General features: G+C 68.7%; 20 protein-coding genes. 9 read left to right on the plus strand and 11 right to left on the minus strand.

Annotated features, from left to right (window positions below):
* Nucleotides 1-5: 5 nt before the first annotated feature.
* The 9 genes from A5732_RS18245 to A5732_RS18285 all read right to left on the minus strand — a co-directional run bounded on the left by A5732_RS18245 (nucleotide 6) and on the right by A5732_RS18285 (nucleotide 11,860).
* On the minus strand, nucleotides 6-2,255 hold the full coding sequence (locus A5732_RS18245) for an FAD-dependent oxidoreductase (protein WP_249266704.1): 2,250 nt from the start codon (nucleotides 2,253-2,255) through the stop codon (nucleotides 6-8).
* A complete protein-coding gene (locus A5732_RS18250) occupies nucleotides 2,240-2,656 on the minus strand; it encodes an SCP-2 sterol transfer family protein (protein ID WP_076051793.1) in 417 nt (138 codons plus the stop codon). The genes A5732_RS18245 and A5732_RS18250 overlap by 16 nt, the downstream gene beginning before the upstream one ends.
* Complete coding sequence (locus A5732_RS18255) at nucleotides 2,649-3,671, minus strand: hypothetical protein (protein ID WP_076051794.1); 1,023 nt, start codon at nucleotides 3,669-3,671, stop codon at nucleotides 2,649-2,651. The genes A5732_RS18250 and A5732_RS18255 overlap by 8 nt, the downstream gene beginning before the upstream one ends.
* Nucleotides 3,668-3,937, minus strand: a complete 270-nt coding sequence (locus A5732_RS18260) for a hypothetical protein (RefSeq protein ID WP_076102929.1) — start codon at nucleotides 3,935-3,937, stop codon at nucleotides 3,668-3,670. Before A5732_RS18260 ends, A5732_RS18255 begins: the two co-directional genes overlap by 4 nt.
* The gene (locus A5732_RS18265) at nucleotides 3,934-4,392 is read right to left on the minus strand and encodes a hypothetical protein (RefSeq protein WP_076102930.1); all 459 of its coding nucleotides are present in this window, start codon (nucleotides 4,390-4,392) and stop codon (nucleotides 3,934-3,936) included. Before A5732_RS18265 ends, A5732_RS18260 begins: the two co-directional genes overlap by 4 nt.
* A complete protein-coding gene (locus tag A5732_RS18270) occupies nucleotides 4,389-5,594 on the minus strand; it encodes a polyprenyl synthetase family protein (protein ID WP_076102931.1) in 1,206 nt (401 codons plus the stop codon). The genes A5732_RS18265 and A5732_RS18270 overlap by 4 nt, the downstream gene beginning before the upstream one ends.
* Complete coding sequence (locus A5732_RS18275) at nucleotides 5,563-6,408, minus strand: hypothetical protein (RefSeq protein ID WP_249266705.1); 846 nt, start codon at nucleotides 6,406-6,408, stop codon at nucleotides 5,563-5,565. Before A5732_RS18275 ends, A5732_RS18270 begins: the two co-directional genes overlap by 32 nt.
* Nucleotides 6,409-6,467: 59 nt before the next feature.
* Nucleotides 6,468-10,772 carry an AAA family ATPase gene (locus tag A5732_RS18280; protein ID WP_253189087.1) on the minus strand — a complete coding sequence of 1,435 codons (4,305 nt, stop codon included), beginning with the start codon at nucleotides 10,770-10,772 and terminating at the stop codon, nucleotides 6,468-6,470.
* A gap of 254 nt (nucleotides 10,773-11,026) precedes the next feature.
* Entirely contained in the window at nucleotides 11,027-11,860 is an 834-nt protein-coding gene (locus A5732_RS18285) for a thioesterase family protein (RefSeq protein ID WP_171975046.1), read from the minus strand.
* Between the two features lie 39 nt (nucleotides 11,861-11,899).
* Here A5732_RS18285 and A5732_RS18290 point away from each other — a divergent pair, with 39 nt between their 5' ends.
* Nucleotides 11,900-13,432 carry a class I adenylate-forming enzyme family protein gene (locus A5732_RS18290; protein WP_170879973.1) on the plus strand — a complete coding sequence of 511 codons (1,533 nt, stop codon included), beginning with the start codon at nucleotides 11,900-11,902 and terminating at the stop codon, nucleotides 13,430-13,432.
* Nucleotides 13,429-16,656, plus strand: a complete 3,228-nt coding sequence (locus tag A5732_RS18295; protein ID WP_076102933.1) for a carboxyl transferase domain-containing protein — start codon at nucleotides 13,429-13,431, stop codon at nucleotides 16,654-16,656. Before A5732_RS18290 ends, A5732_RS18295 begins: the two co-directional genes overlap by 4 nt.
* Nucleotides 16,657-16,668: 12 nt before the next feature.
* On the opposite strand, the gene A5732_RS18300 is transcribed toward A5732_RS18295, so the two are convergent.
* Complete coding sequence (locus tag A5732_RS18300; protein ID WP_076051801.1) at nucleotides 16,669-16,989, minus strand: PE-PGRS family protein; 321 nt, start codon at nucleotides 16,987-16,989, stop codon at nucleotides 16,669-16,671.
* Between the two features lie 134 nt (nucleotides 16,990-17,123).
* Between A5732_RS18300 and A5732_RS18305 the strand changes: the two genes are divergently transcribed.
* The 4 genes from A5732_RS18305 (at nucleotide 17,124) to A5732_RS18320 (ending at nucleotide 21,581) form a co-directional block, all read left to right on the plus strand.
* Nucleotides 17,124-17,906 (plus strand): SDR family oxidoreductase, encoded by a 783-nt coding sequence (locus A5732_RS18305; protein ID WP_076102934.1) that lies wholly within the window; start codon nucleotides 17,124-17,126, stop codon nucleotides 17,904-17,906.
* Nucleotides 17,903-19,093 carry an acyl-CoA dehydrogenase family protein gene (locus tag A5732_RS18310; protein WP_076102935.1) on the plus strand — a complete coding sequence of 397 codons (1,191 nt, stop codon included), beginning with the start codon at nucleotides 17,903-17,905 and terminating at the stop codon, nucleotides 19,091-19,093. The genes A5732_RS18305 and A5732_RS18310 overlap by 4 nt, the downstream gene beginning before the upstream one ends.
* A complete protein-coding gene (locus tag A5732_RS18315) occupies nucleotides 19,090-20,193 on the plus strand; it encodes an acyl-CoA dehydrogenase family protein (RefSeq protein WP_076102936.1) in 1,104 nt (367 codons plus the stop codon). The genes A5732_RS18310 and A5732_RS18315 overlap by 4 nt, the downstream gene beginning before the upstream one ends.
* Nucleotides 20,194-20,366: 173 nt before the next feature.
* A complete protein-coding gene (locus A5732_RS18320; RefSeq protein WP_076102937.1) occupies nucleotides 20,367-21,581 on the plus strand; it encodes a glycosyltransferase in 1,215 nt (404 codons plus the stop codon).
* On the opposite strand, the gene A5732_RS18325 is transcribed toward A5732_RS18320, so the two are convergent.
* Nucleotides 21,570-22,319, minus strand: coding sequence for a dienelactone hydrolase family protein (locus tag A5732_RS18325; protein ID WP_076051805.1), 750 nt, complete (start codon nucleotides 22,317-22,319; stop codon nucleotides 21,570-21,572). The genes A5732_RS18320 and A5732_RS18325 overlap by 12 nt on opposite strands.
* 42 nt (nucleotides 22,320-22,361) lie before the next feature.
* On the opposite strand from A5732_RS18325, the gene A5732_RS18330 reads away from it, so the two are divergent.
* The 3 genes from A5732_RS18330 (at nucleotide 22,362) to A5732_RS18340 (ending at nucleotide 24,554) form a co-directional block, all read left to right on the plus strand.
* The gene (locus A5732_RS18330; RefSeq protein WP_076051806.1) at nucleotides 22,362-23,162 is read left to right on the plus strand and encodes a thymidylate synthase; all 801 of its coding nucleotides are present in this window, start codon (nucleotides 22,362-22,364) and stop codon (nucleotides 23,160-23,162) included.
* 61 nt (nucleotides 23,163-23,223) lie between these two features.
* Nucleotides 23,224-23,748, plus strand: a complete 525-nt coding sequence (locus tag A5732_RS18335; RefSeq protein ID WP_076102938.1) for a dihydrofolate reductase — start codon at nucleotides 23,224-23,226, stop codon at nucleotides 23,746-23,748.
* Between the two features lie 71 nt (nucleotides 23,749-23,819).
* Nucleotides 23,820-24,554 carry a cell division protein DivIVA gene (locus A5732_RS18340; RefSeq protein WP_076051808.1) on the plus strand — a complete coding sequence of 245 codons (735 nt, stop codon included), beginning with the start codon at nucleotides 23,820-23,822 and terminating at the stop codon, nucleotides 24,552-24,554.
* The last annotated feature ends 16 nt before the right edge of the window (nucleotides 24,555-24,570 follow it).

Genomic DNA, 24,570 nt, shown 5'->3' on the forward strand with positions numbered 1-24,570 from the left:
TCCAGCTAGTGCGGGATGGGGGACGGAGGGGCGCCGGACGAAAGCCCGGCCGCCGGTGTGTCCAACGGATGCGGCAGCGACCGCTCGGACAATTCCGAGTCGAGCATGCGGAGCGCGCGGGTGTCGGCCGGCTCGCGGTTTTCGATGTCGAAGACGTAGCAGTAGTCACCGGCCGGTGTCGGCATCCGAATCGGACTCGACATACCTTGATCGAGGAAGCCGTACGGGAAGTCCCAGTAGAGCGCCGGGGTCTTCTCCCGGCGATCGCGACCACCCGATTCGACCCAGATGTAGTGGTCGAGAATGGCATTGACGGCATGTCGTCCCGACTCGCACGCAGACTCCATCGACGTCACCCGGGTGAACGTTTTGTTCCACGTGCCCGCGAAGACCACGGAATTGTTGTGCACCTGGTAGCCGCCATGGCGGGCCTGGAAGACGTTGCGCTGCGTGAGATCTCGGAGCCACCCGTCCTCGTCCGGGGTAGACGTCCACGACGTTCCGTGCGGATTCCACGGGTCGCTGCCGGGGCGATTGTTCCAGTCTCCGACGATGGGAACGAGGTACGGTGACTCGTTGCGAACTATGCGGCCGCGGCCCTGACCGGGTCCGGCAGCCATGAGCAGTCCGCGATCGAGCGCATACCACGCGGGCCACGGCATGACCTCTTCCCCGGCCGATCCCGGGCAGCTCGTGAGCGCCGAAATGATCTGGCGCCACACCTCTGCGGCGATTTCGTCGGGTGTGCAGTCGCGGGCCGCCTTACCCTGCCCGGAGGCGTCGACCAGGTGAGAAGAGGGGGTGTTGAAATCCCCGATGTCGACCGAGAGCACCGAGACGCAGCCGTCGCGGTCCAGAATCGGCCGCTTCTCCCACAATCCAGACTGGTTGATCGACGACAGCGCCCAGTCCGTGCCGGTCAGCAAGATGTGTCCGCGGAGCAACTGAAATTCCGTGTCGAAGTAGTACTGGATGCCGCACAGCGTCTGGAACCGATCCCATGGCACCCGTCCCATCTCGTCCATCGAGTAGGGATTCCGTCGGTGCTGCGGCCGCGTGGTCTGGGGCTGCAGTGGACCGTCGGGTGGGGGAGGGATGGTGGTGAAACCGTCCAGCCTGAACACGGTTCCGCCGGTGCCCGCCGCGCGCAGCGCGGTGGTGATGTATTCGGCTTGCGGGGCGTCGACGGCGACGACCGTGTAATCGGGAGCCACCCGGGTACCGTCGGCAAACGTGATCTGCGCGCGGGGACGCAGGTGGGGTGGCTGAGCCGGGTCGAAGACCGGAGGATCGAGGCGCTTCGCCTTATTGCGGACGAAGCCGACGCCGAGTGTGACGAGGTGGCGGTACCAGTGGTCCAGCCACGACTCGGTGGTGGGACCATTGAGCACCCCGTCGGCCTTGTTGTCGCGGCGGTCCATATTCAGATACAGCTGCAGATAGGTGCTCATGTTGGTGCGCGCGTCGCCCCAGACCGAATCGAGAGCGACCAGGATCCTTGGCAGTTGGCGCAACAGCCTGTCGCAACTCGGCGAATAGGAGAACTTGCTGATCCCGGTCGTGCGGTCGTATCCGACCAAGAAATCGTAGGCGGACACGTTCTGCAGTTCCCGCGCGCGACGCAATGGACTGGTGGACAGGTAGTGGAGCAGCCTGCCCAGGTAGGTCCCGACGTCGCTGGGAGTGAAGCCCAATGTCGCGAGTTCGCTGAGGATTCCGAAAAATTCGGCGGGGCTGCGTGGGAGTTCGCTCGGAAAGACGAGGGACGGCCGGTCGTGCACCGTGGTGCCCTTGGTGATGACCCGCCGAACGTTGTCGTAGACAGTGCGCGAAGTCGGTGTCCAGCTGCCCGGCTGCGTGAACTCGTAGAGCGGGATGCGCTGGAACAGGTCCCAGATATGCAGGTAGAACGCTGGAAAGAAGCGAAAGCCATGTTCGCCCGGAACTGCTCGCTGCGGGTTGCGCGGCCGGCCCCGTCGGCCCGGAAAGGGACGCAGCTCGGCTTGGCTCCCGTCGCGCGTGCCCACCGTCGAATATTGAGAGGCGGCAAGGCCGCCGAGCTTGACCGGCGGGTAGGTTCCCGCCGGCTCGGATCCCAGCCCGTTGCGTTCATCCTCTCGTGGCTCGTACACCGTCACCACGAAACCGCGCTCGGCGAGTTCGTGAGCGGCGGTGAGCCCGGCGATGCCGGCACCGAGTACCGCCACCGTGGGGCGTCGTTGGCGTGACGCCGGCGTCGTTATGCGCTCGGACATGGTGCCCCCGTGCGAAGTTCGGACAGGAGGGTGGGCTGCGAGGGGGCCCGGATCGCGGCGTGGACATACGCCAGCAGCGAGTCGTGCGCACGCTGGACGTCATCGAGCTGCCCGCGTACGCGCACCTTGCCGATCTCCACGGCCTCGCCGAGCCCCACCCTGGCATCGAGCAGGTCGAGGATGGTGACTCGTGAGGTGGCGATCCGGGCACCGGCCGGCTGCGCCGCGCCGTCCGACACGCGAAGCCGAGTGCCACCGTGCAGCGAGAACATCTCGCCGTCGACGTCGAGTTCGACCACCATCGGGCCGAGCGCTGCGACCAGCAATCGGTAACTGTCGGGCACCTCGTCCTCCAGGTGCTCGAGTGAGCGCCGCAATAGCGACGAAATACGTTCAGCCATAGAGGAACTCGAATACGCCGGTGCCGGTGAAGTCGAAGGGCCGGCCGTTGATCGTGCCGCTCGCTCGAGCGGTGCCGCCCGTTTCGCAGAGCACAGTCGATCGGTCGAGGAACGCCTCGCTCGGCTGCGCCAGGCGGGCATAAGAAACCGAGTGGAACTCGGCGTGCACCCTGTCGCCCGCCCGGGTCGCGGTGATATCCATCCGGGCCGGAACGCCGGGCACCTCGCCGTCGACCAGCAGCCGCATCGGGGACGGCAGGGTGCAATCGGCCGCGCGGGCGAGCCGGCCGTCCGAGCGCGTCCGCACCGCCGCGTGCCGGAATATCGCGGCGGGCTCGTCGCGATGCCAGACGTACAGCGCCTGCGACAGGCAGCGCAGCCGGTTCCGGTCGGTCGTCTGCAAGAACACCATCGACCACGGGTTCTGCGGCTCGGTGGGCAATACGGTGCCCCACGTCCAGCCGAAGTCGTCGCCCCACCGGAACCGACCCCAGTTGTGGTCGTGATAGGCGAGGTCGTCTTCCACGCGATGTTCGCGACCGCCGATACAGAGCGATCCGTCGGCGCGTAGCCGCGGGACGAAGAGCCAGCTGATCCGGCCGTCGCCCAGCGCTTGGTTGCGGACCACGAACGGGCGGGTCGCCGAGGTGAAGCGCAGCTCACCCCGAATGTCCTTGTCGGGCAAGTCGATTGTGACGCGGTAGCCCTCGGGTAGGACCGTCATCCGATTGCGGCCGATGGTCAGTTCACCCAGATCTGCCGAGACGTTCAGGTCGCGCTCGTCGAACCGCTCGATGGCGCCGGTCCAGTTCTCGTCGTGCGCGATCACGATGACGCGTGGCGCCAGCCGGACTTCGTTGGCGCGCAACTCTTCATTGTTGAGGCTGAAGTTGATCAAGAGCCGCCAGCCTCGTCCGTGGACCACGAAGTGGTGCCACTCCTTGAAGCTCGTCGGGCGGGCGGTGGCCAGCATGGGCGCGCGGAGGAAGTCGTTGCGTGCGAGCAGCGCGCTCATCGTAGCCACCGCGTGGTCGGCATCATCGCCGGGGCAGTCGGATCCTGCTGTGTCGTAGTCGAATTGGCGATCCGCTCGATCGCCGCACCGAGGCTCGCCAGCCCGAGCAGGACATGCACGAAGTCATCTGGGCCGCGTGACGTGTCGGGTCGACGGTCGTCGTCGGCCAGGGTGTGCACCATCCGGCCCACGCCGGCGAGGCCGACCAGATAGCCGATGAAGTTGCTCTGGTCGGCGAGGGCTTCGCGAGGGTCGGTGAGCGTCATGCGAACCCCTCGGGCCGCAGGCGAGCCAGGATGGAGTCGTCGAGGTCATGCCCGATGACAACGTCGGCCAGCAGATCCGCCCAGGCATCAGGGGTGGCGTTGGGCGCGGCGGGACCGTCAAGAACGTTGAGGCTCAACATCTCCCAGACGCGCCGGAGGTTCTCGACGGCTTCGGAGGTGGCTAGTGCGTCGCGCAACCGCGCACCGCGTGGGGTGGCCGCGTAGCGGCGGCCTTCGGCGACGAGTAGGTCGTGCAGCCCGCGGGCGGCCGCGGGATTTCCCAGCACCGCGCGGCGCGCGCCGACAAGCAACTCGTACGCGGTTCGCTCCGTCCCGCTGGCTTCTTCCGGCGGCGCCGGGCGCAGTTGCGGGGTCTCCCGCTCGATGAGGTCGAGAGTGAGCTCGCGGATCCGTTCGAGCTCCGCCAGCATGCCGATCATGGATTCGGGGTTCATCGGGTCCGCCCGTGCACGTAGTCGACGAGGTCGTCCAGCATGTCGCGATGGCGGCTGCGGGGAAACCAGTCGAGACCGGCGAGCACGGCACCCGCCTGCTGGGCATGTTCGGCGGCGACATTCCGGGCGTGCTTGAGCGAACCGGCCCGGTGCATCAGCTCGTAGATCCATCGAACGTCGTTGAGGCTCTTCGCCTCCGAGGGTTTGTGTACCTGCAGCCGAGCCTGGATTTGGTCCCGGCCCAACTGAGACAGTTGCCCGCAGACGGTAAGTCGATCCAGCAACTGGGCCAGCTCCAACTCGCCGTCGGGTCCCGGTCGGCGCTTGGCCAGGATCGCCACGGCGCGTTCCCGGTCCTTCGGCTCGGCGGATCGCAAGGTATGCAACAGCATCAGGGTCCGCTTGCCCTCCCAGATGTCGCCGCCGATCTCCTTTCCGTACTCCTCGGGATCCCCCCGCAAGTTCAGTAGGTCGTCGGTGATCTGAAAGGCCGCACCGAGGTGGCGGCCGAGGGACTCCAGGGCGGCCATTCGCTCGGGTCCGGCGCCGGCCGCGATCGCGCCCGCCTGCAGCGGCGTGATGAACGTGTACCAGCTGGTCTTGAGCTCCACCATGGTGAGGTAGTCGGCGTCGTTGAGCCGCCAGGTGTTGGATCGGACCCACCCGAGTTCCAGCCCCTGGCCGTCGACGGTCATGCGGGTCATCTTGGCGACGGCTCGCAGGATGCGCAGGGCGGGTCCGAGCCCGACCCGCTCGACGTTGTCCAGCAGCGGTTGTAGCGACAGCGACAGCATTGCATCGCCGACGTTGACGGCGATCGGCACCCCGTGGTCGATGTGCAGCGTGGGTTTGCCGCGCCGCCACCAAGATTCGTCCTCGATGTCATCATGGATGAGGAACGCGTTGTGGTACAGCTCAAGCGTCGCGGCGGTCGGAAGTACCGCCTCGAGATGGCCGCCGAGGCCGAGGCAGGTGGCGATGGTCAGCGCCGGCCGCAGCGCCTTCCCGCCGCGCAGCGGATACTCGAGGATCAGATCGTAGAGGCCGTTCGACCCGCGCTCCCCGGGACCGTACAGCCGCTCGATCTCGCCGTCACAGGCCTCTTTGCACAGGGCGAGATAGTCGTCGAGCGGATTGCAGGCTATCGGGTTCGTACCGCTGTCACGTGATTCATGCTTTGAGAGCGACGAGGCCTGTGGCATCTGTGATCCTTGCCGCGTAACGGACCCGGGGGGAGAACTGGATTGTGCCCGTGCTGGTTTCGCCGTCGACCTCCAGGCTGGGGAGGGCACTGAATGCGACGTCCACCGGCTCCTCGCCGGGCGATGCGTCCGGCGCCGCGCCTTGGCCGATCCGCCGGCGACGGCCGATCAAGACCATCCGGACCCTCGTTTGGGCAGTACCGTCGAGCGGCTCGAATCGGTAGAGCGAGTTGATGTTCGCCGCGGCCAGTATCTGCTCGGCGATGTTGTAATAGCCGCTGACCAACTGGTTGAGGACTTGGAGCCCCACAGTATTGGTGATCAGGCAGGACGGCGCCCGATACCCGGCGTTCTCAACGAGCACGCGGGCCGCGATCAGTGAGTTCTGTATGTCCTGCGCGTTGGTGGACGCGAAGGTGAGGGTATTCGTGGGGCTCGGGGCCGCCGCAAAGCACTGCTTGAGGACGTCGGTGTCGAAGAAGTTGGCGAGGGTTTTGGTCGCTGCCATCACTGCGGTGAGCAGCGCATCGGGGGTCGGCGCAATCAGCTCCGCGACCGTCAGCTGAAACGTCGGCGTCGGCGGCGGAGGCGGAGACGGAGGCGGGCCGAGGGAAAGAAAGCCGGCGGACCCACCCAGCAGGCCATTGGCAACATTGAGCTGGCCGGGGTCGCCGGTGTCCCAGTGCGGGATGGCCTGCCAGGCAACGCTGCACTGCCCGAACGCCTCTTTGACTGCTTGGTTGGCGTGGGCCAACCGCTCTGCACTCAAGTACATGGCCGCTCCTTGACCGCCCCGGCTGTCGGTACGAATCATGAGACAAATACCACACTCGCGCAATCACTAGAGCAAACTTCCAAAAGTGGAGTAGTGCACTACTTGTTCAGGAGTGCTACCTCTTGACCAGGGGTCATCTCACCGCGCGCCATCGCGTCGCAGTGCGCCAGATGCAGCGGTGCGACGGGGTCGTCGGGCAACAAGTCGCGGCATCGTTCGAAGGCGGCCCGTGCTCCATCGACATCGCCCGCGTCGAAAAGTGCAAAGGCTTCGTCGAACGCGGGCTGCGCCGCGCGCTTCGCGGCGCGAAGCGGATCCGAATCCTCGTCGTACACTTCGTAAATCGTCACCGGCCGACGTCGATTGACCACCATGACCCGCTCCATACGACGGACGTTGAACCGCTCCGACGCGGCGAGGCGCTTGTACGTGTTATCGGAGATGAGCAAGGCGGATCCGTAGCGCTTGTTGGTGCTCTCGATGCGCGCGGCCAGGTTCACCGCGTCGCCGATGATGGTGAGCACCATGCGGTTCACCCCGCCGACGAGCCCAACTCCGACCATCCCGGTATTGATGCCGATTCCCGCCCGCAGTTCTTCGGATCCGGCCGCTTTTCGCTCCCGGTTGTGCGCGCGCAACGACCGCAGCATCGCCAGTCCCGCCCGGACGGCGTCGGGCTCGGATTCGAAGACGGCGACGATCTCGTCCCCGCGGACGTCTTGAATCATGCCGTTGTAGCCGATGATCGGGAGCTCGACGGCGCGCAGAAAACCCATCGCCAGGTTGCTCGCCTCGCCGACGTTCATGTCCTCGATCATGGTTGTGTAGCCACGGATGTCGCTGATGAGCACCGTCATCTCGCGCTCGACCCGGTAGCCATTGCGGACGCGGCGAAGGTCGTCGATGTCGAGGATGCGCAGTAGTTCGTTGGGCACGAATCTGGACTGCGCGTCCATCAGCGACTGCCGGTGCTCGTCGGCGGCCCGCAGTCGCGCCTCGAGCTGGAAGTTCCACAGTGGTGCGGCGGCCTGGGCGCATAGGAAGGCGACCGCCTGCTCGTGGTCGGCGCCGAAGTGTCTGCCGGGCTCGGCCTGCTCGGCGTAGATCACGCCAATTGTGCTGTTGTGCACCCTGATCGGAGCGGCGAGTACGGACGGCGCCCGTTGCTCGGCGGCGACGATGACCGGCGAGCCACCGTCCAGCACGCGGCGCACGATGTCCCTGTCATAGGCAACTTCGGTCCACGGCCCCTCGACGATCGAGATGCGGCCGTGATCCTGGATGGCCCGGACCGACAGATTCTCGGCTTCGCCGGTGAGAAGCAGGACGCGGCCCGCCCCCGTGGTGTCCGCGACCGACCCCAGGATGATGTTGGCCAAGCCTTCCTGATTCGGCGCTCCCGACAGCGCGCGCACGAGCTGATGCGCGCCGACCGGGTCGATCCCGGTCGAACCCGTCGTGAGGTCGCGTCTGAGTAGCCAGGGGTGCTCCAGCGCGAGCCGGTCCGTACACACCGCGAAACCCAAATTCAGCCAGCGCTGATACGCCGAGCGCAGCATGTGCTCGCGCAACGTCGTTCGCCTGAGGTCGGCGTAGAGCTCGGCGGCTTCCTCATGGGCATACGCACTGATAGTGGGGAGCTGGTTTTCCTCGGCGAGTTCAATCGCCTGGTGAAGGTAGCGCTCCGCCTTGGCGTGTTGCCCACGCGCCCTGGCCCACGACCCCTGGGCCAGGGCATACGGCGCCGCATAGTTCTCCGGTGCGCCCGCCGCCCACTTGCGGTGCAAGGCCAGTGTCCGGCGCACGAAGCGGGCGGTCGAGGGATCCCGCGGCGCGCACCGAATCATGCTCAGGGCACCGATCAGGTAGATGAGTTGTGAGATCACCGAGCCGGCCATGCCGGCGATGTGTTCGATTGACTCCGGTGTCGCGGCGACTGCGCCGGCGTAGTCGCCGCACCAGAAGTGCAGGGCCTGCTGCCTGGCCGCGGCCGCGCTCAGGGCCACCTCGTCCCCCTCCCGGCGGGCGGCCGGCAGCACGTCGCGCTCGTCGTAGCCGCTCTCGCCGGCGACGAGGAGGGGATCGGCGCTGCGGCCCATCAGGTTGAGGCAATACTGATGCGTGCCTTGGCAAAGCGCGCCAGGCACGGGCTGGGAACGAATGTGGGGAATCAGCGAACTGGCGAGGGCGTCGATTTCCGCGAGCGGACGACCGACCCAGACCGACTGGGCGAGCAGGGCTGCGACCAGAAATCCGGCGTATTCCTCGTCGCCTTGGTCGAGTGCCCCCTCGATGGCTTCGCGGAGCTCGCCCAAGCCGTCGCGGACGGGGTGTCGCCAGTGGTGGATGAAGTTGAGGTGCGTAAACACCGTCTGCGGTCGGGCCTCCCGGAATTCCGGGCGTTCGGCGAGCCGCATGGCTACCTCGCCGAAGCGCTGGCCGCCCGCGTGATCGCCGAGCATTACGCGGATAACCCCATAACCGCCGATGACCAGCGGCGAGTACGGGGTGTGGCCGTGGGTCAACGTGAGATCGAGCTGCTTTCGTACGAACAACGGCATGAGGTTCGGCCTGACCAGGTACGACATGTTGCGCAGTTCGAGAAGAATCCGGTGAATCTCGATGGCCCGCTGGTCATCGCAGTGCGGCAGCCGCAGCAGCCGCTCGGTGCTCCAGCGGCGAGTCGTCATCATCATCCGGACGACCGCGTTGCCCATCCGTGGCTTGCCCGCGTCGCTCGGCACCCTTTCGCCGAGCTCGGCGAGCGCACGCAACCCGATCTCGAGCGCCTCCTGGAGACGGTTCTCTGCGACCCGCCCCTTGAGCCGGAGGTGAGCGATGCGCGCGCGATCGGTCGGGTCGCGCAGGATCTCCTCGGCCTCGTCGAGTAGCCCATTCAGCGCAGGCACGTCACCCACCAGCAGCGCGGCATCAGCGGCATCGAGTTGCAGCTGCCGGGTCAGGTCGAAGTGAGCGATCCAACGCTGTCCACCGAGCAGGGCCAGCGCATCCCGGCAGTAGTTGAGCGCCAACGGGAACGAGGCCTGGGACCTCGCCTTTTGTGCCGCACGCCGCAGCACGTCGACAAAACTGACGCGCTCGGCGTTGTCGGTCAGCAGGCGTCCGCCGATGCCGAGGTGGCGCGCGGCCTCGAACAATCGGTCGTCCTCCCGCTCGACCAGCCACCGGCCGATCCGCAGGTGGGTCGCGCGGGTCTCGTCGTCGGACAGGCCGACGCGGGCCGCCTCGGTCACCCGGTCATGGCTGAAGCGGTACCGGGCGTCGCGGCTGATCGCGTTGGTGATCCGTCTGCCGCCAGTGTCGACAGCCTCGAGCAGACGAAGCTCGAGGCACGCCCAGAGCGCCTGGGCCACCACATCGGGTGGCTGTGCGGCCGCTGCCGTGGCGTCGTCCAGGTCGAACTCGCCACCGAAGCATGACAGCGAACTCAACACCGACCGATCCTCCGGGCTCAGCTGGCCGAGGTAACGGCCGAGAAACTCGGCCGCCGTGGCTGTGACCTCGAGCGATGCCAGGACGCGCAGGTCCCAACCCGGGCGCCCGCCCGGCCCCTCCGGGATGAGCGCGCCTTCGCGTTGCGCCCGGTACAGCAGCTGACGGACCTGCAGTGGGTTGCCGCCGGTGCGATGGTGGAACTCGGCGGCCACGTCGCCCAGCTCCACGCTTTGGCCGCACACGTCCGCCAGGAGTTCCTCGACGTCCTCGGGGGCCAGCGGTTGCAGTTCGATGGTGTTGAGGTTTTCCGATTCGATGCCCCCGGCGGCCGGGTCGAACTCACCCGCGCGGTGCCCGCCGACCACCAGGACGTTGCGAAGCGACACCGTCAACAATTCGGACAACAGCAGCAGCGTGTCTCGGTCCGCCCACTGCAGGTCATCGATCGCCAGCACCACCGGACGGTAGGACGCCGTGGTCGAGACCAGCCGGATGGCAGCGCGGTGCAACCGACGGCGGGCATCGGCCGCATCCAGATCGGCATCGGTCGAGGACTCACCCAGCACCGGCGCCAGTTCCGGCACGAGCGGCGAGAGGACGCCCGCAAACCCTGACATCTCGCTGACGACTTCGGCACGCCAACGATCACGCTCGGCCGGGCCGGTGGCCTCCATGGTGCGGACAACCGCGCTCAGTGCGTCGGCCAACGCCGAGTACGGCGCCGGTCCGCCCTCTCGACACCGCCCGTAGGCGAATACGCAGTTGCGACGGGAGATCTCGACGCCGAACGCCTGGATGAGCGTCGACTTGCCCACTCCTGGGACCCCGCTGAGCAGGACGCAGCCTCCGCTGACCCGTTCGGCCGTCGCCACCGCGGTCCGGAGTTCGCTGAGCTCCTGCCGCCTGTTGGCCACCCGGCCGTCGAGGTCCAGTACCGGGGTGGTCACGGCCCGGGGCACTCCGTGCTGAGCGGCGTCCGCCGGATGGCGCCGCACGGGGATCGCGAGTCGGAGCGCATGCGCATGGCCGGTTCCCTCCAAGGGAAATGTCCACCCACCGGAGTGACGGTCCCCCCGCTGCGGGACCGTGCAGATCCGTTCGGCGGGTAGTGCGAGCAGCATAGCCCAATACCAGGCGCTTTCCGAGATTTAAAGCGTCGCCGCGCAGCTAATGGAGTGACGCCCGCCGAGACGATGATGGATTAGGCGTAGGTGGGCTTGAAGGCGTCCGCGGGTTGGGCCAGGGCCAGCGCCGAGCTGGTGCCGATCGGCCCGTGCTGGTCGAACAGCGTCGCGGCACCGGTGGCGACCCCTGCCGTGCCGTAGTGGCTCTGGGCGGCCAGGCCGAGGAATTCGCCGTCGGGCAACCGGCTCGCGGTGACGGTGTAGTCGGCGTTGATGTAGCGCAATCCGCCGGTGCCCCAATGGGTGAGCGAGCTGGTGATGTCGCCGACGAAGGCCAGGCGGGTGAACGGCGTGAGCGGGTGGCCGTGCACCATCGGCCGAAACAGCCGGGCCCAGGCGAACTTCTGGGAATGCGTCTGCTCCCATTCGCCGGCGGCGATCCCGGGGCTGCCTTCCAGCGTGGCGCCATATCCCCAGATGAGGAAAGGCATGTCCGGGGGGAAGCCGTCGGAGGACGTTGGGAGCGGCGGCATCTGCGCGGGGGACGACCACACCTGCCCATCGGGATGATCACCGCGGCGCAGGAACAGCGCACTGGCCCGCGCGACGATGGTGCCGTTCTGCACCAGGCTGCCGTCCACCAGCTTGATGCGCCGGCCCTCCCGCTGCACCGAGGTCCGGATCTGCACCGGCTCCATCAGGGCCGGGCGCAACAGGTCAACGGTGAATCGGGCGGGCTGCAGGTCCGCGTCGATGCCGGATTGCTCTATGCCCCAACCCAACAGGCCTCCGACGATCTGGCCGCCCATGGCCGCGCCCCACGGGCCCTGCGTCAGCTGGCCTGGAACATAGGAGTCGCCGTCTACAGTGAAAAACGCCTCGGGCATGATGGCGGAATCCTCGATCGTCACCGCTATCACGATAGGGCAGCAGGATAGTAAGGACCGGGCATGCCTCCTGTGATCGAAATTCCACGCGGCCGCAACCCGTTCCCGCTGACCGGAGTGTCACGCGGCCCCGACGGCATTCCGCACTATGACGAGCTGCCCGCCACCCTGCTGGACATGCTCGCCGAACAGGTTGACGCCCGTCCGGACGCCGAAGCCCTGGTCGAGCTGGGCGCGAACCGGCTGACGTACCGGCAGCTCTGGGACGGGGCGGCGCGCGTGGCCGGCGGGCTGCGCGCCGATGGCCTGAGGCCGGGCGACCGCGTCGCGGTGCGTTACCCCGCCGGAATCGACTGGGCGCTGGCGTTCTGGGGCACAGTGATGGCCGGTGGCGTTGTGGTGGCGGTCAATACGCGATCGGCGCAACCCGAGGTCGAGTTCGTGCTGTCCGACTCCGGCGCGCACGTGGATCTGGCGCCCGGCGTCGCGCTGCCCGATGGGCAGCCTTACGTCACTGAGCAACTCGGCCGCGCCGACACGGCCGCCTTGTTCTACACCTCGGGCACCACCGGCCACCCCAAGGGCGTGCCGACTACGCATGAGGCATTCCTGACCAACACCGAGAACGCGATCCGCTGTCTGCAGCAGCCGCGGGATCTCGGCGAGGCGATGCGCACGCTGATTTCGGTTCCGCTGTTCCATGTGACCGGTTGCAATACGCAGCTGCTGGCCGCGGCCAGGCTCGGCGGAGCCTCGGTCATCATGCCTGCGCTCAACCTGGACGCGTTGCTCACCGCGCTGACCGCCGAGCGCGTTTCGGTGATGGTCACCGTCCCGGCCGTCTACTCGTTGTTGTTGCGGCACAGCGGTTTTGCGGCGCTCGACGTGTCGAACGTGCGGTGGGTGGGCTACGGCGGCGCCCCGATCGCCCCGTCACTGGTGCGGTCGGTGAAGGACGCGTTCGGCCACGCCACGGTGTTCAACGGCTACGGGATGACGGAGACGGCCTCGCTGATGACGGTGCTGCCCGACCGCGAGGCCGTCGAGCACGCCGACTCCGTCGGTTACGCCGTCCCATCGGTGGACCTCGGGGTGATCCCGTTCGGGGACGATCCCGGCGTGGGCGAGTTGGTGGCGCGGGGCGCCAATGTGACTGCCGGCTACTGGAATCGGCCGGAGGCCACCGCCAGCACCTTCGTGGACGGCTGGCTGCACACCGGTGACGTGGTGCGCGTCGATGACGCGGGCCGGGTGCACATCGTCGACCGGCTCAAGGACATCATCAACCGCGGGGGTGAGAACGTCTCCAGCGTCGAGGTGGAGGCCGTGTTGCTTTCGGCGCCCCATGTGGCCGACGCCTGCGTGCTCGGGGTTTCCGACGACGTCATGGGGGAGAAGGTGGGGGCGGTGTTGTTCGGCGGTGACGACGAGATCGACGTGCCCGCGGTGCTCGACCACTGCCGCGGCCGGCTGGCCGACTTCAAAGTGCCGCAATACGTCACGGTGGTCGACACCGCGCTGCCGCGCAACGCCGGCGGCAAACTGCTCAAGGCCAGGCTGCGCGAACAGGTCCAGTGGGGCGAGTCGCTGCGATGAACGCGAGTTTACTGGTCGCCAACCGCGGCGAGATCGCACTTCGAATCATCCGCACCGCAATCGAATTGGGCATGCGGACGGTAGCGGTCTATGCCGAGGACGATGCGGACAGCCCGCACGTGCACGCGGCCGACGAGGCGATCGGCCTGCCGGGCGGCGGCCCGCGGGCCTACCTGGACCAGGTCGCCATGCTGGCGGCGGCGAAAAGCTCCGGCGCGAGCCTGATCCACCCCGGTTACGGGTTCCTCAGCGAGAACGCCGAATTCGCCAACACCTGCGCGGCGGGCGGTTACACGTTCGTGGGTCCCCAGGCCCGGGTGCTGGAGCTGCTCGGCAACAAGACATCGGCGCGCGGCGCCGCGATGGCCGCCGGGGTGCCGGTGCTGCCCGCGACGGACGGGCCGAGCAGCGTCGAGGACATCAAGGCGTTCTTCGCCGCGCGGGATGGCGGCATCATGATCAAGGCCCTCGCCGGCGGCGGAGGGCGCGGAATGCGCAAGGTGCACAGCGCCGATCAGATCGACGACGCCTACCATCGCTGCGCCGCCGAGGCGCAGTTGGGCTTCGGCGACCCCGCCCTGTTCGCGGAGGCGTTGCTCACCGACGCCCGCCACATCGAGGTGCAGGTCGTCGCCGCGCCGGCCGGGCACCAGACGCACGCACACGCCGTCGGCGACCGCGATTGCAGCATCCAGCGGCGCTACCAGAAACTGGTCGAAATCGCACCTGCCCAAGGACTTTCGGATGAACTGCGCCGGTCCCTGCACCAGGCGGCGGTGCGGCTGTGCGCGCGCGTGGGCCTGCGCGGGCTGGCCACCGTCGAATTCCTGGTCACCGGTGAGGAATTCGTATTCCTCGAGGTCAACCCGCGCATCCAGGTCGAGCACACCGTCACCGAGGAAACCACCGGGCTCGACCTGGTGGCCGTCCAGCTGGCCATCGCCGGTGGCGCATCCTTCTACCAGCTGGGGCTGGCCTCCGGAATCGCCTCCGACGGACTGGAAGTCATCGGCGAGCCGGCCGCCCGCCGCGGCATCGCCATCCAGCTCAGGGTCAACGCGGAGACCTTCGGGCCCGACTTCTCCGTCGTCGGATCGGCCGGCACGCTCACGGCGTTCTCCCCGCCCAGCGGCCCCGGCGTGCGCGTCGACACGTACGGCCGGGCGGGACTGGTGATAAGCCCCCACTACGATTCGCTACTGGCCAAGCTCATCGTGAACGTGCACGGATCAGCGTGGCAGGCGGCGGTGCGCAAGGCGCGCACCGCGCTGGCCGAGTTCGGCATCGAAGGCGTCCCCACCAACATCGGATTCCTGCGCGAGCTGCTGACCGACGACCGGATCGAATCCGGTTGGGTGAGCACCGGTTTCCTCGACGAGAGGCTGCCCGAACTGGTCCGGGCCGCGCAGTCCCACCAGCAGGGACCGCGGGTGGCGGCGGTCGAGCTCTATCCCGGCGAGGACGCGCTGCGCGCGCAGCTGGCCGGCACCGTGGTCGAGGTGGCGCCCGAGGGAGCCGAATACGCCGCGGGCGGCCAGCTGGTTGTCCTGGAAGCGATGAAGATGCAGCACGTGCTCGTCGCGCCGGAGGCGCTGCGGACCGTCCGGGTTCTGGTCACGCCCGGGCAGGTGGTCGGGACCGGAGACCCGCTGCTGGTCTTCACCCGGACGGAGGCGGTGGGAGACGGCGAGTCGGTCTCGGCCGCAACCGATCTCGACCGGCCGCGCGCCGATCTCGACGAGGTCGCGCACCGGCATTCCCTGACGCTGGACGAGGGCCGCCAGGCCGCGGTCGCCAAACGGCACAGCCAAGGTCGGCGCACCGCGCGGGAGAACATCGCCGAGCTCATCGATCCCGGCAGCTTCATCGAATACGGCGCGCTGGCTATCGCGGCGCAGCGCAGCCGCCGCTCCGAAGAAGACCTGATCGCCAACACCCCGGCCGACGGACTGGTCGCCGGCCTGGCCACGATCGGCGCGGACCGGTTCGGGCGGGCCGCGGCGCAGGCGGTCGTGGTCTCCTACGACTACACCGTGCTGGCCGGTACGCAGGGCATGCGCAACCACGCCAAGACCGACCGGGTGTTCGACCTCGCCGCGCGAAAACGGTTGCCGGTGGTGCTGTTCGCCGAGGGCGGCGGGGGCCGGCCGGGGGACACCGACGTCGGCGGCGCCGCCGGGCTGGACGTCCCGACCTTCCGGATGCTGGCGGCACTGAGTGGCAAAGTGCCGCTGGTGTCGGTCGTGTCGGGCAGGTGCTTCGCCGGCAACGCCGCGCTGGCCGGCGTGTGCGACGTGATCATCGCGACACCGGACGCGAACATCGGGATGGGCGGCCCGGCGATGATCGAGGGCGGCGGGCTGGGCGTGTATCCGCCGGAGGCGATCGGGCCGATCGGGGTGCAGCGCCGCAACGGCGTGGTCAGCCTGGTCGCTAAGGACGAGTCGCACGCCGTCGCACTGGCCAAGCAATACCTCTCGTACTTTCAGGGCACCCTGAGCGACTGGACGGCCCCCGACCCGCGGCTGGCCCGGCATGTGGTGCCGCAGAACCGGTTACGCGCCTACGACGTGCACCGGGCCATCGAGGCGATCGTCGACGTCGGTTCGGTGCTAGAGCTGCGGCCGGACTACGGCGTGGGAATCGTCACCGCGCTGGTGCGCGTCGAGGGAGTGCCATACGGGCTGATCGCCAACAGCACCCACCACCTGGGTGGCGCGATCGATGCCGAGGCGGCCGACAAGACGGGCGACTTCCTCACGCTGTGCGAATCGTTTCGGCTGCCGGTGATCTCGCTGTGTGACACCCCGGGCTTCATGGTCGGGCCCGACGCGGAGATCCAAGCGGCCGTTCGCCGCTTCGGCCGGATGTTCGTCCTGGGCGCGCGGCTGACGGTGCCGCTGGGGATGATCATCCTGCGCAAGGGGTATGGGCTCGGCGCGATGGCGATGGCCGGCGGCTCATTCCGCGCGCCGCACTTCACCGTCGCCTGGCCGACCGGAGAGATCGGCGGCATGGGTTTGGAAGGCGCCGTGCGCCTTGGTTTCAGCAAGGAACTGGCCGCCGTCGACGATCCCGCCGAGCGGCAAAGCCTGTTCGATCGCCTGGTGGCCGCGGCCTACGAGCACGGCAAGGCGCTGCGGTCAGCCACCACGTTCGAGCTGGACGACGTGATAGACCCAGCAGCCTCCCGGGCCTGGATCACCAGGCTCGCGGGAGGCTGAAGGGTTCAGCGACTATGCGTGGCCGGAACCGCAGCCGACGCCGGGCAGACAGCCCTGCCCGCCGGGAATGCCGCCGGGGCCCGCGTTCTGCCCCCCGGAGCCGCAGCCGACGCCTGGGACGCAGCCCTGGCCGCCCGGACCGCCGCCGGGGCCGTTGAACTGGCCGCCGGAGCCGCAGTTTCCGTTGGCGTCGCAGCCCCCGCCGCCCGGGTCTTGCTTGAAGGTGACGTGCGTGGGTGCGGCGGTTGGTCCGGCGACGTAGACGTCAGCAGCGGCCGCGGGAGCGGCGGCGATGGCCGCAGCGACAGCCCCGGCAACAACCAGCGGTTTCATGAGTGTCAATTTCGATAGCATGCGCGTGGCATACCACCTCAACACATGTTCAAAACATCGCGAATAAAATTCGACGGCAAACGAAGTCCCCGCTGCTCAACGGCGGCTCCCACCGCGACGGAAGGCCCGACACCATGACCTCACAAGATCTGACCGGCCGAACCGCGATCATCACCGGCGCATCGCGCGGAATCGGGCTGTCGATCGCCCAGCAGCTGGCGGCCGCGGGGGCCAACGTGGTGCTCACCGCGCGCAAGCAGGAGGCCGCCGAGGAGGCCGCCGCTCAGGTGGGGAAGCAGGCCCTCGGGGTGGGCGCCCACGCGGTCGACGAGGCCGCGGCGCGCCGCTGCGTCGAGCTCACACTGGAGCGCTTCGGCAGCGTCGACATCCTGATCAACAACGCCGGAACCAACCCGGCATACGGTCCGCTGATCGAGCAGGATCATGCCCGCTTCACCAAGATCTTCGACGTCAACCTATGGGCCCCGCTGCTGTGGACCTCACTCGTGGTCAAGTCGTGGATGGGTGAGCACGGCGGGACGATCGTCAACACGGCCTCCATCGGCGGCTTGCATCAATCGCCGGCGATGGGCATGTACAACGCCACCAAGGCCGCGCTGATCCACGTCACCAAGCAACTGGCGCTGGAACTTTCGCCGCGCATCAGGGTCAATGCGATATGCCCGGGTGTGGTGCGCACCCGGCTCGCCGAGGCGCTGTGGAAGGACCACGAGGACCCGCTGGCGTCGTCGATCGCGCTCGGTCGCATCGGGGAGCCGATCGACGTGGCCGCGGCCGTCGCCTTCCTGGTCTCCGACGCCGCGAGCTGGATCACCGGCGAGACCATGGTGATCGACGGTGGTCTGCTGCTGGGTGCCGCACAGGGTTTCCAGTCCGCACCGGGCGGCGCGCAATGACCGCCGTCGACACGGCCGACCTGGACGCGCGGGTGCAGGCACTGCTCGACGAGCACGATCCGGCGACCAGCGACCCACGCGACTTCCTTGGCGCACAATACGATGCGGGACTGGCCTGGGTGCACCTACCGCACGGCTTCGGCGGGCTGGACCTGCCGCGGACCGCTCAGGAGCGCGTCGACGCCCGGCTGGCCGCCGCCGGCGCACCGGTGGGCGGCACCCGCAAGAATTACATCGGCATGGGCATGGCCGCGCCGACGATCGCGGCCTTCGGCACCGACGAGCAGAAGCGAAAGTTCTTGCGCCCGTTGTTCACCGGTGAGCAGATCTACTGCCAGCTGTTCAGCGAACCGGGCGCCGGATCCGACCTGGCCGGGGTGGCCACCCGTGCGGTGCGAGACGGCGACGACTGGATTGTCAACGGGCAGAAGGTGTGGACGTCGCAGGCGCAACACGCGCAGATGGCCATCCTGGTCGCCCGGACCGATCCGGCCGTGCCGAAGCACCACGGTCTGACCTACTTCCTCTGCGACCTGACGCAACCGGGGGTCGATATCCGGCCGTTGCGCCAGATCACCGGCGAGGCGGAATTCAACGAGGTATTTCTCACCGAAGTCCGGGTGCCCGATGCCAACCGGCTCGGCCCGGAGGGCGGTGGCTGGCGGGTCGCGACGACCACGCTCAACAACGAACGCGTCGCCATCGGGTCGCGTGCCGGCGTCCCACGGGAAGGCGGCCACATCGGCAAGGTCGCCGCGGCCTGGCGCGACGAGCCGGAACTGCGTAACCCCGCGATGCACGACCAGCTGATGCGGCTGTGGGTCGAGGCGGAGGTCTTTCGGCTCGCCGGTGAACGGTTGCGGCAACAGGCGGCCACGGGTCAGCCCGGCCCCGAGGGCGCCGGCATGAAGGTGGCTTTTGCCAAACTGGCGCAAGCGATCTCGGGCTTCGAGATCGAGCTGCACGCCGAATCCGGGCTGCTCTACGATGACTGGACCATGCGCAGGCCCGAGACGGTCGACCTGGTCGGTCGCGGGCCCGGCTACCGCTACCTGCGGGCGCGCGGCAACTCGATCGAGGGCGGCACGTCAGAGATCCTGCGCAACACCATCTCCGAGCGCATCCTCGGCCTGCCGGGTGAACATCGTGTCGACAAGGACGTCGCGTGGAAGGACCTGCCCCGATGAGCGCGCACACCGCCGACCTGTTGTACTCCGACACCGAAGAGGCGTTGCGGGCCGGCGTCCGTCAGCTGTTCGCCGAACGGTGCCCGCCCGAATCGGTCGCACGCGCCTATGATGCGCAACCGCAAGACTTTTCGGGAGTGTGGCGCACGCTGGCCGGCGAACTGGGCGTGGCCGGCCTGCTGGTTCCGGAGTCGCTGGGCGGCGCCGACGCCAGCGCCCGCGAGGCCGCCGTGGTCATGGAGGAGATCGGCCGGGCCGTCGCGCCGGTGCCTTTCCTGTCCAGCGCGGTCCTCGCCACGATCGCGCTGCTGCGTGCCGGTGACACCGAGAACGTCCCGGCGCTGGCCCAGGGCGCGCTGACCGCGGCGTTGGTGGTGCCGTTGCCGACCGCACCGGGCGACCCGATCACGTGCGTCAGCGGCGGCGCCGACGGGCTGAGCGGGTCGGTCACCAGTGTGGCCGGCGCCGACGCCGCCGATGTGCTGGTGGTCCCGGTCGCCGGGCGCGAAGGGCTCGAGCTGCACACCGTCGCCCGCGACGCGGCGGGCGTGCAGATCTCCCCGGCGCTCGCCCTGGACATGACCAGACCCCTTGCCGCCGTGTCGTTTTCGGGATCTCCGTCGTCCCGGGTCGGGGCGGGCGACCAGCCGGTCACCGAAGCCATCCGGACGGCGGCGGCCCTGCTGGCGTCCGAGCAACTCGGGGTCGCCCAGTGGTGCTTCGAGACCACGCTGCAGTACGTAAGGGAGCGCAGGCAGTTCGGCCGCACCATCGGCTCCTACCAGGCGATCAAGCACCGGCTGGCCGACCTGTGGTTCGAGGTCGGCGCGGCCACGGCCGCGGCCCGCTACGCGGCCGACACCTGCGCCGCCGGCAGCCCCGACGCGGACGCCGCGGCGGCCATCGCCCAGGCCTACTGCAGCGATGTCGCGGTGCACGCCGCCGAGGAGTGTGTGCAGCTGCACGGTGGCATCGGGATGACCTGGGAGTATCCGGCGCACCTGTACCTCAAGCGGGCCAAGAGCGACCAGTTGGCGTTCGGTACCGCCTACCGTCACCGTTCCCGCCTGGCCGAATTGGTGGACCTGCCGGCGTTCTGACGTTCGGCGCCGTCGCCATGCTTGAGCTCGCGGTGATTTTTGCCTGTGCGCTCGCGAAAGCCGGCCGAGCCACCCGAATTTGCTGCGAGGTTGGCATCTCGGCGCCCGGCCGACGGGTCGAGCGCCCGGCCGACGGATAGAGTTTGCCGACCAGGCAGGTGGGAGTGGCACGAATGCGGGTGTTGCTGTCGGCGTACGACTCGCGCGGTGGCGTCGAGCCGCTCGCCGCGCTCGCGGTGCACCTGCGGGCGCTCGGCGTCGACGCACGGGTGAGCGCGCCGCCGGACGCGGAATTCGCTGAGCTGCTGGCCCGTGTGGACGTGCCGCTGCTGCCGTTCGGCGACTCGCTGCGGGCGATGAAGACCGGGGCGATTCCGTCGGAGGCGGACCTCCGCCGGCACCTGGACGGCCTGATCGCCGTGCAGTTCGATGCCGTGGCCGACGCGGCCGAGGGCTGCGATGCGCTGGTGGTGGCCGCCGTGCTGCCGGCCGCCGCGGGCGCGCGATCTGTGGCCGAAAGCCTGGGGATCCGCTACGTCTACGTCAGTTACCAGCCCACCATCCTGCCGTCGCCGCACCACCCGCCGCCGACGTACGCCAACGGGCCGTTCCCGCCCGGCACGGTCGACAACCGGCTGCTGTGGCAACTCGACGGCCTGCACATGCAGGAGCCGTTCGGCGCGACGCTCAACGGTCACCGGGCGGCCATCGGACTGCCGCCGCTGGACAACCTGCGCGACTACGCGCTGACCGACCGCCCGTGGCTGGCGACCGATCCGATCCTGGACCCGTGGCAGCCCGCCGACCTCGACATCGTCCAGACCGGCGCCTGGCTGCTGCGCGACGAACGCCCGCTGCCCGCCGAGGTGGAAGAATTCCTCGACGCCGACGCGCCCCCGGTCTATGTCGGCTTCGGCAGCATGCCGATGCGTGCCTCGCACGACGCCGCGCGGACGGCCATCGAGGCGATCCGCGCGCAGGGCCGCCGGGCCGTGGTCTCGCGCGGCTGGGCCGACCTGGCCCCGATCGACGACGGCGACGACTGCCTGGCCGTCGGCGAGGTCAACCACCAGGCGCTGTTCGCGCGGGTCGCCGCCGTCGTGCACCACGGCGGGGCGGGCACCACGACGACGGCCGCCCGGGCCGGCGCGCCGCAGGTGGTGGTGCCTCAGGGGGCCGACCAGCCCTACTGGGCGACCCGGGTGCGCGACCTGGGCATCGGCGCCGCCCATGACGGCCCCACCCCGACCCCCGAGTCGCTGTCGACCGCGCTCAAGGCGGTCCTGACCGAGCAGACCCGCGCGCGGGCGGGATCCGTGGCCGCCACGATCCGCACCGACGGCACCTCGGTGGCCGCGACGCTGCTGATGACCGCGCTAACGCGGTAGCGCCGACGCGAACAGCTCCGTCATCGCGTCCCAATGCCGCTCGGCCGCGGCGGCGTCGTACGGCGCGTTGTCCGGAACCGCGAATCCGTGCTCGGCCGAATACCACTCGATGGTGTGCTCGACACCGGCCGCCGTCAGCGCCTTGTCGAGCTGCTCGGCGTGACCGGCGGTGAACGACGCGTCGTTCTTGGCGCCGCCCACGTACACCGTGGCGCTCATCCGGTCGGCCAGCAGGTGCGGGCTGTCCTCGGTGTCGGTCACCAGCCCGCCGCCGTGGAAGGACGCCGCCGCGGCCACCCGGTCGGGCACCCGCCCGGCCACCATCAGCGACGTCCGGCCGCCCATGCAGTAGCCGCACACCCCGAATCGCTCGCCGAGCACCTCCGGGCGCGCGGCCAGATAGTCGAAGAACGCGCCGGCGTCGGCGGCCATCCGGTCCGGCGTCACGCTGCCGATCATCGAGAACAGGCGGCCCCGCTCCTTCTTGTCGCTGAACACGGTCGCCATGTCGAACGGCGCCCAGTCCGCGGTGCGGTAGTAGACGTCGGGAAGCAGCACGGTGTAGCCGAAGCCGGCCAGCTTGGCGGCCATCTGCTGGAATGTGTCGCGCACGCCGCCGGCGTCGGGATACATGACCACACCGGGCCACGGGACTTGGGATTCCGGGCCGTCGGGGGTGAACAGGTGCACCGTGCAGGTGCCATCGGGGGTGGTGACGACGTCGATGATGTTCGGCATGGCACCCGTTTTACTCCGCGGGCCTAGACGTATTCTGGCGGCGTGCCGATCCCGACGCCCTACGAGGACTTGCTCCGCCTGGTGCTCGACCAGGGAACGGCCAAATCCGACCGCACCGGCACCGGGACCCGCAGCATGTTCGGTCAGCAGCTGCGCTATGACCTGGCGGCCGGCTTCCCGCTGCTCACCACCAAGAAGGTGCACCTCAAGTCGGTGATCTACGAACTGCTGTGGTTCCTGCGCGGCGATTCCAACGTCGCCTGGCTGCACGAGCACGGCGTCACCATCTGGGACGAATGGGCAAGCAGCACAGGAGATCTCGGGCCGATCTACGGGGTGCAGTGGCGGTCCTGGCCGACGCCGTCGGGCGAGCACGTCGATCAGATCAGCGCGGCCCTCGACCTGCTGCGCACCGACCCCGACTCGCGGCGCATCATCGTGTCGGCCTGGAATGTCGGCGAAATCCCGCAGATGGCGCTGCCGCCGTGTCACGCGTTCTTCCAGTTCTACGTGGCCGACGGGCGGCTGAGCTGCCAGCTCTACCAGCGCAGCGCCGACCTGTTCCTGGGTGTGCCGTTCAACATCGCCAGCTATGCGCTGCTGACGCACATGATGGCCGCCCAGGCCGGCCTCGCGGTCGGCGAGTTCGTGTGGACGGGCGGGGACTGTCACATCTACGACAACCACGTCGAGCAGGTGCGGTTGCAGCTGAGCCGCGACCCCCGGCCGTACCCGGAACTCGTTCTGGGCGCCCGGGATTCGATCTTCGATTACACCTACGACGACGTCGTCGTAAAGAACTACGACCCACATCCGGCGATCAAAGCCCCAGTCGCTGTATGAAGCGCGCCGGCCACCAGGCCGGCTGGGGCGGCTCGCAAGCCGGGATCAAGGAGTAGCGCGTATGACCGAGGTGGGCCTGGTGTGGGCTCAGTCGACCTCCGGCGTCATCGGGCGCGGCGGCGACATCCCCTGGAAGGTGCCGGAGGACCTTTCCCGGTTCAAAGAGGTGACCATCGGACACCCCGTGATCATGGGCCGGCGGACCTGGGACTCGTTACCGGCGAAGGTGCGCCCCCTGCCGGGCCGGCGCAATGTGGTCCTGTCCCGCGACACCGGCTTCGTCGCCGAGGGCGCGCAGGTGGCCGCGACCATGGAGGAGGCCCTCGCCCACGGCGCGGACGGCCCCGAGACGTGGGTCATCGGCGGCGAGCAGATTTATTTGCTGGGGCTGCCGTATGCCAGCCGCTGCGAGGTCACCGAGATCGAAATCGATTTGCGACGCGACGACGACGATGCGCTGGCGCCGACACTGGACGACACTTGGGTAGGTGAAACGGGGGAGTGGCTGGCCAGCCGCTCGGGGCTGCGGTATCGCTTCCACAGCTATCGGCGGCCCTCCGCGCACCCGTTCGCGCCCTCGGCCTGACCTGACATACTCGGACTCGGGGCGGGTCGGACAGCGTCAACCAGGCGTTTGGAGAGAAGGGGGAATTGGCAGTGAAAACCGAACCCGTGAAGACGTTCTCTCGAAAATTCATGGGCTACGACGCGGCCGCGGTTGATGCTCACATCGAGATGCTGACCACCAAGCAGCAGCTGCTGCTCGACGACGTCGAGAGCTTACGGGCCCGGCTGCAGGAATCCGGCGATCAGACGGCCGCGCTGCGCAAGGAGGTGGCCGTGCTCACGGACACCTCGCCGTCGCCGCACGCGGTGCAGCAGCGGATGGCGAAAATGCTGAGCCGCGCGGTCGACGAGGTGGCCGAGATGCAGGCCGAGGCGCGGGCCGAAGCCGATGCGCTGATCGCGGCGGCCGAAGCCGAGGCCGAAGCCGCGGAGCGAAAGCGCGACGAGGTGCTCTCCGACATGGCCGCCCAGCAGAAAGCCCTGGAAACCGAGTACGAGGAGACCAAGGAAAAGCTGGAGGCCGAACTGGCCGAGATGCGCGCCGAAACGCAATCGGCGATCGAGAAGGCGCGCCAGGACGCCGAGCGGGAGTGCGAGCAGCTCCTCGGCGACGCGAAAAAGGGCGCCGACCATTACCGGGAGAAGGCGCGGCGCGCGGTGGACGAGGCGACGGCGCAGCGCATCAAGATCCTCGAGCAGCTGATGGGCGTGTACCGCGACCTCGACGAGGTTCCGAAGGCCCTCGAGGCGGCTTACGAGGAACAAAACGACTCGGACGACGAGGGCGTGTTGAAACCGCTGGACCGCAAGGTCGCCGCGGGCTGACCCCACGCCGGCCCGG

The sequence above is a fragment of the Mycobacterium colombiense genome (genome assembly GCF_001953985.1).
In the GTDB taxonomy this organism is placed as follows: domain Bacteria; phylum Actinomycetota; class Actinomycetes; order Mycobacteriales; family Mycobacteriaceae; genus Mycobacterium; species Mycobacterium colombiense_B.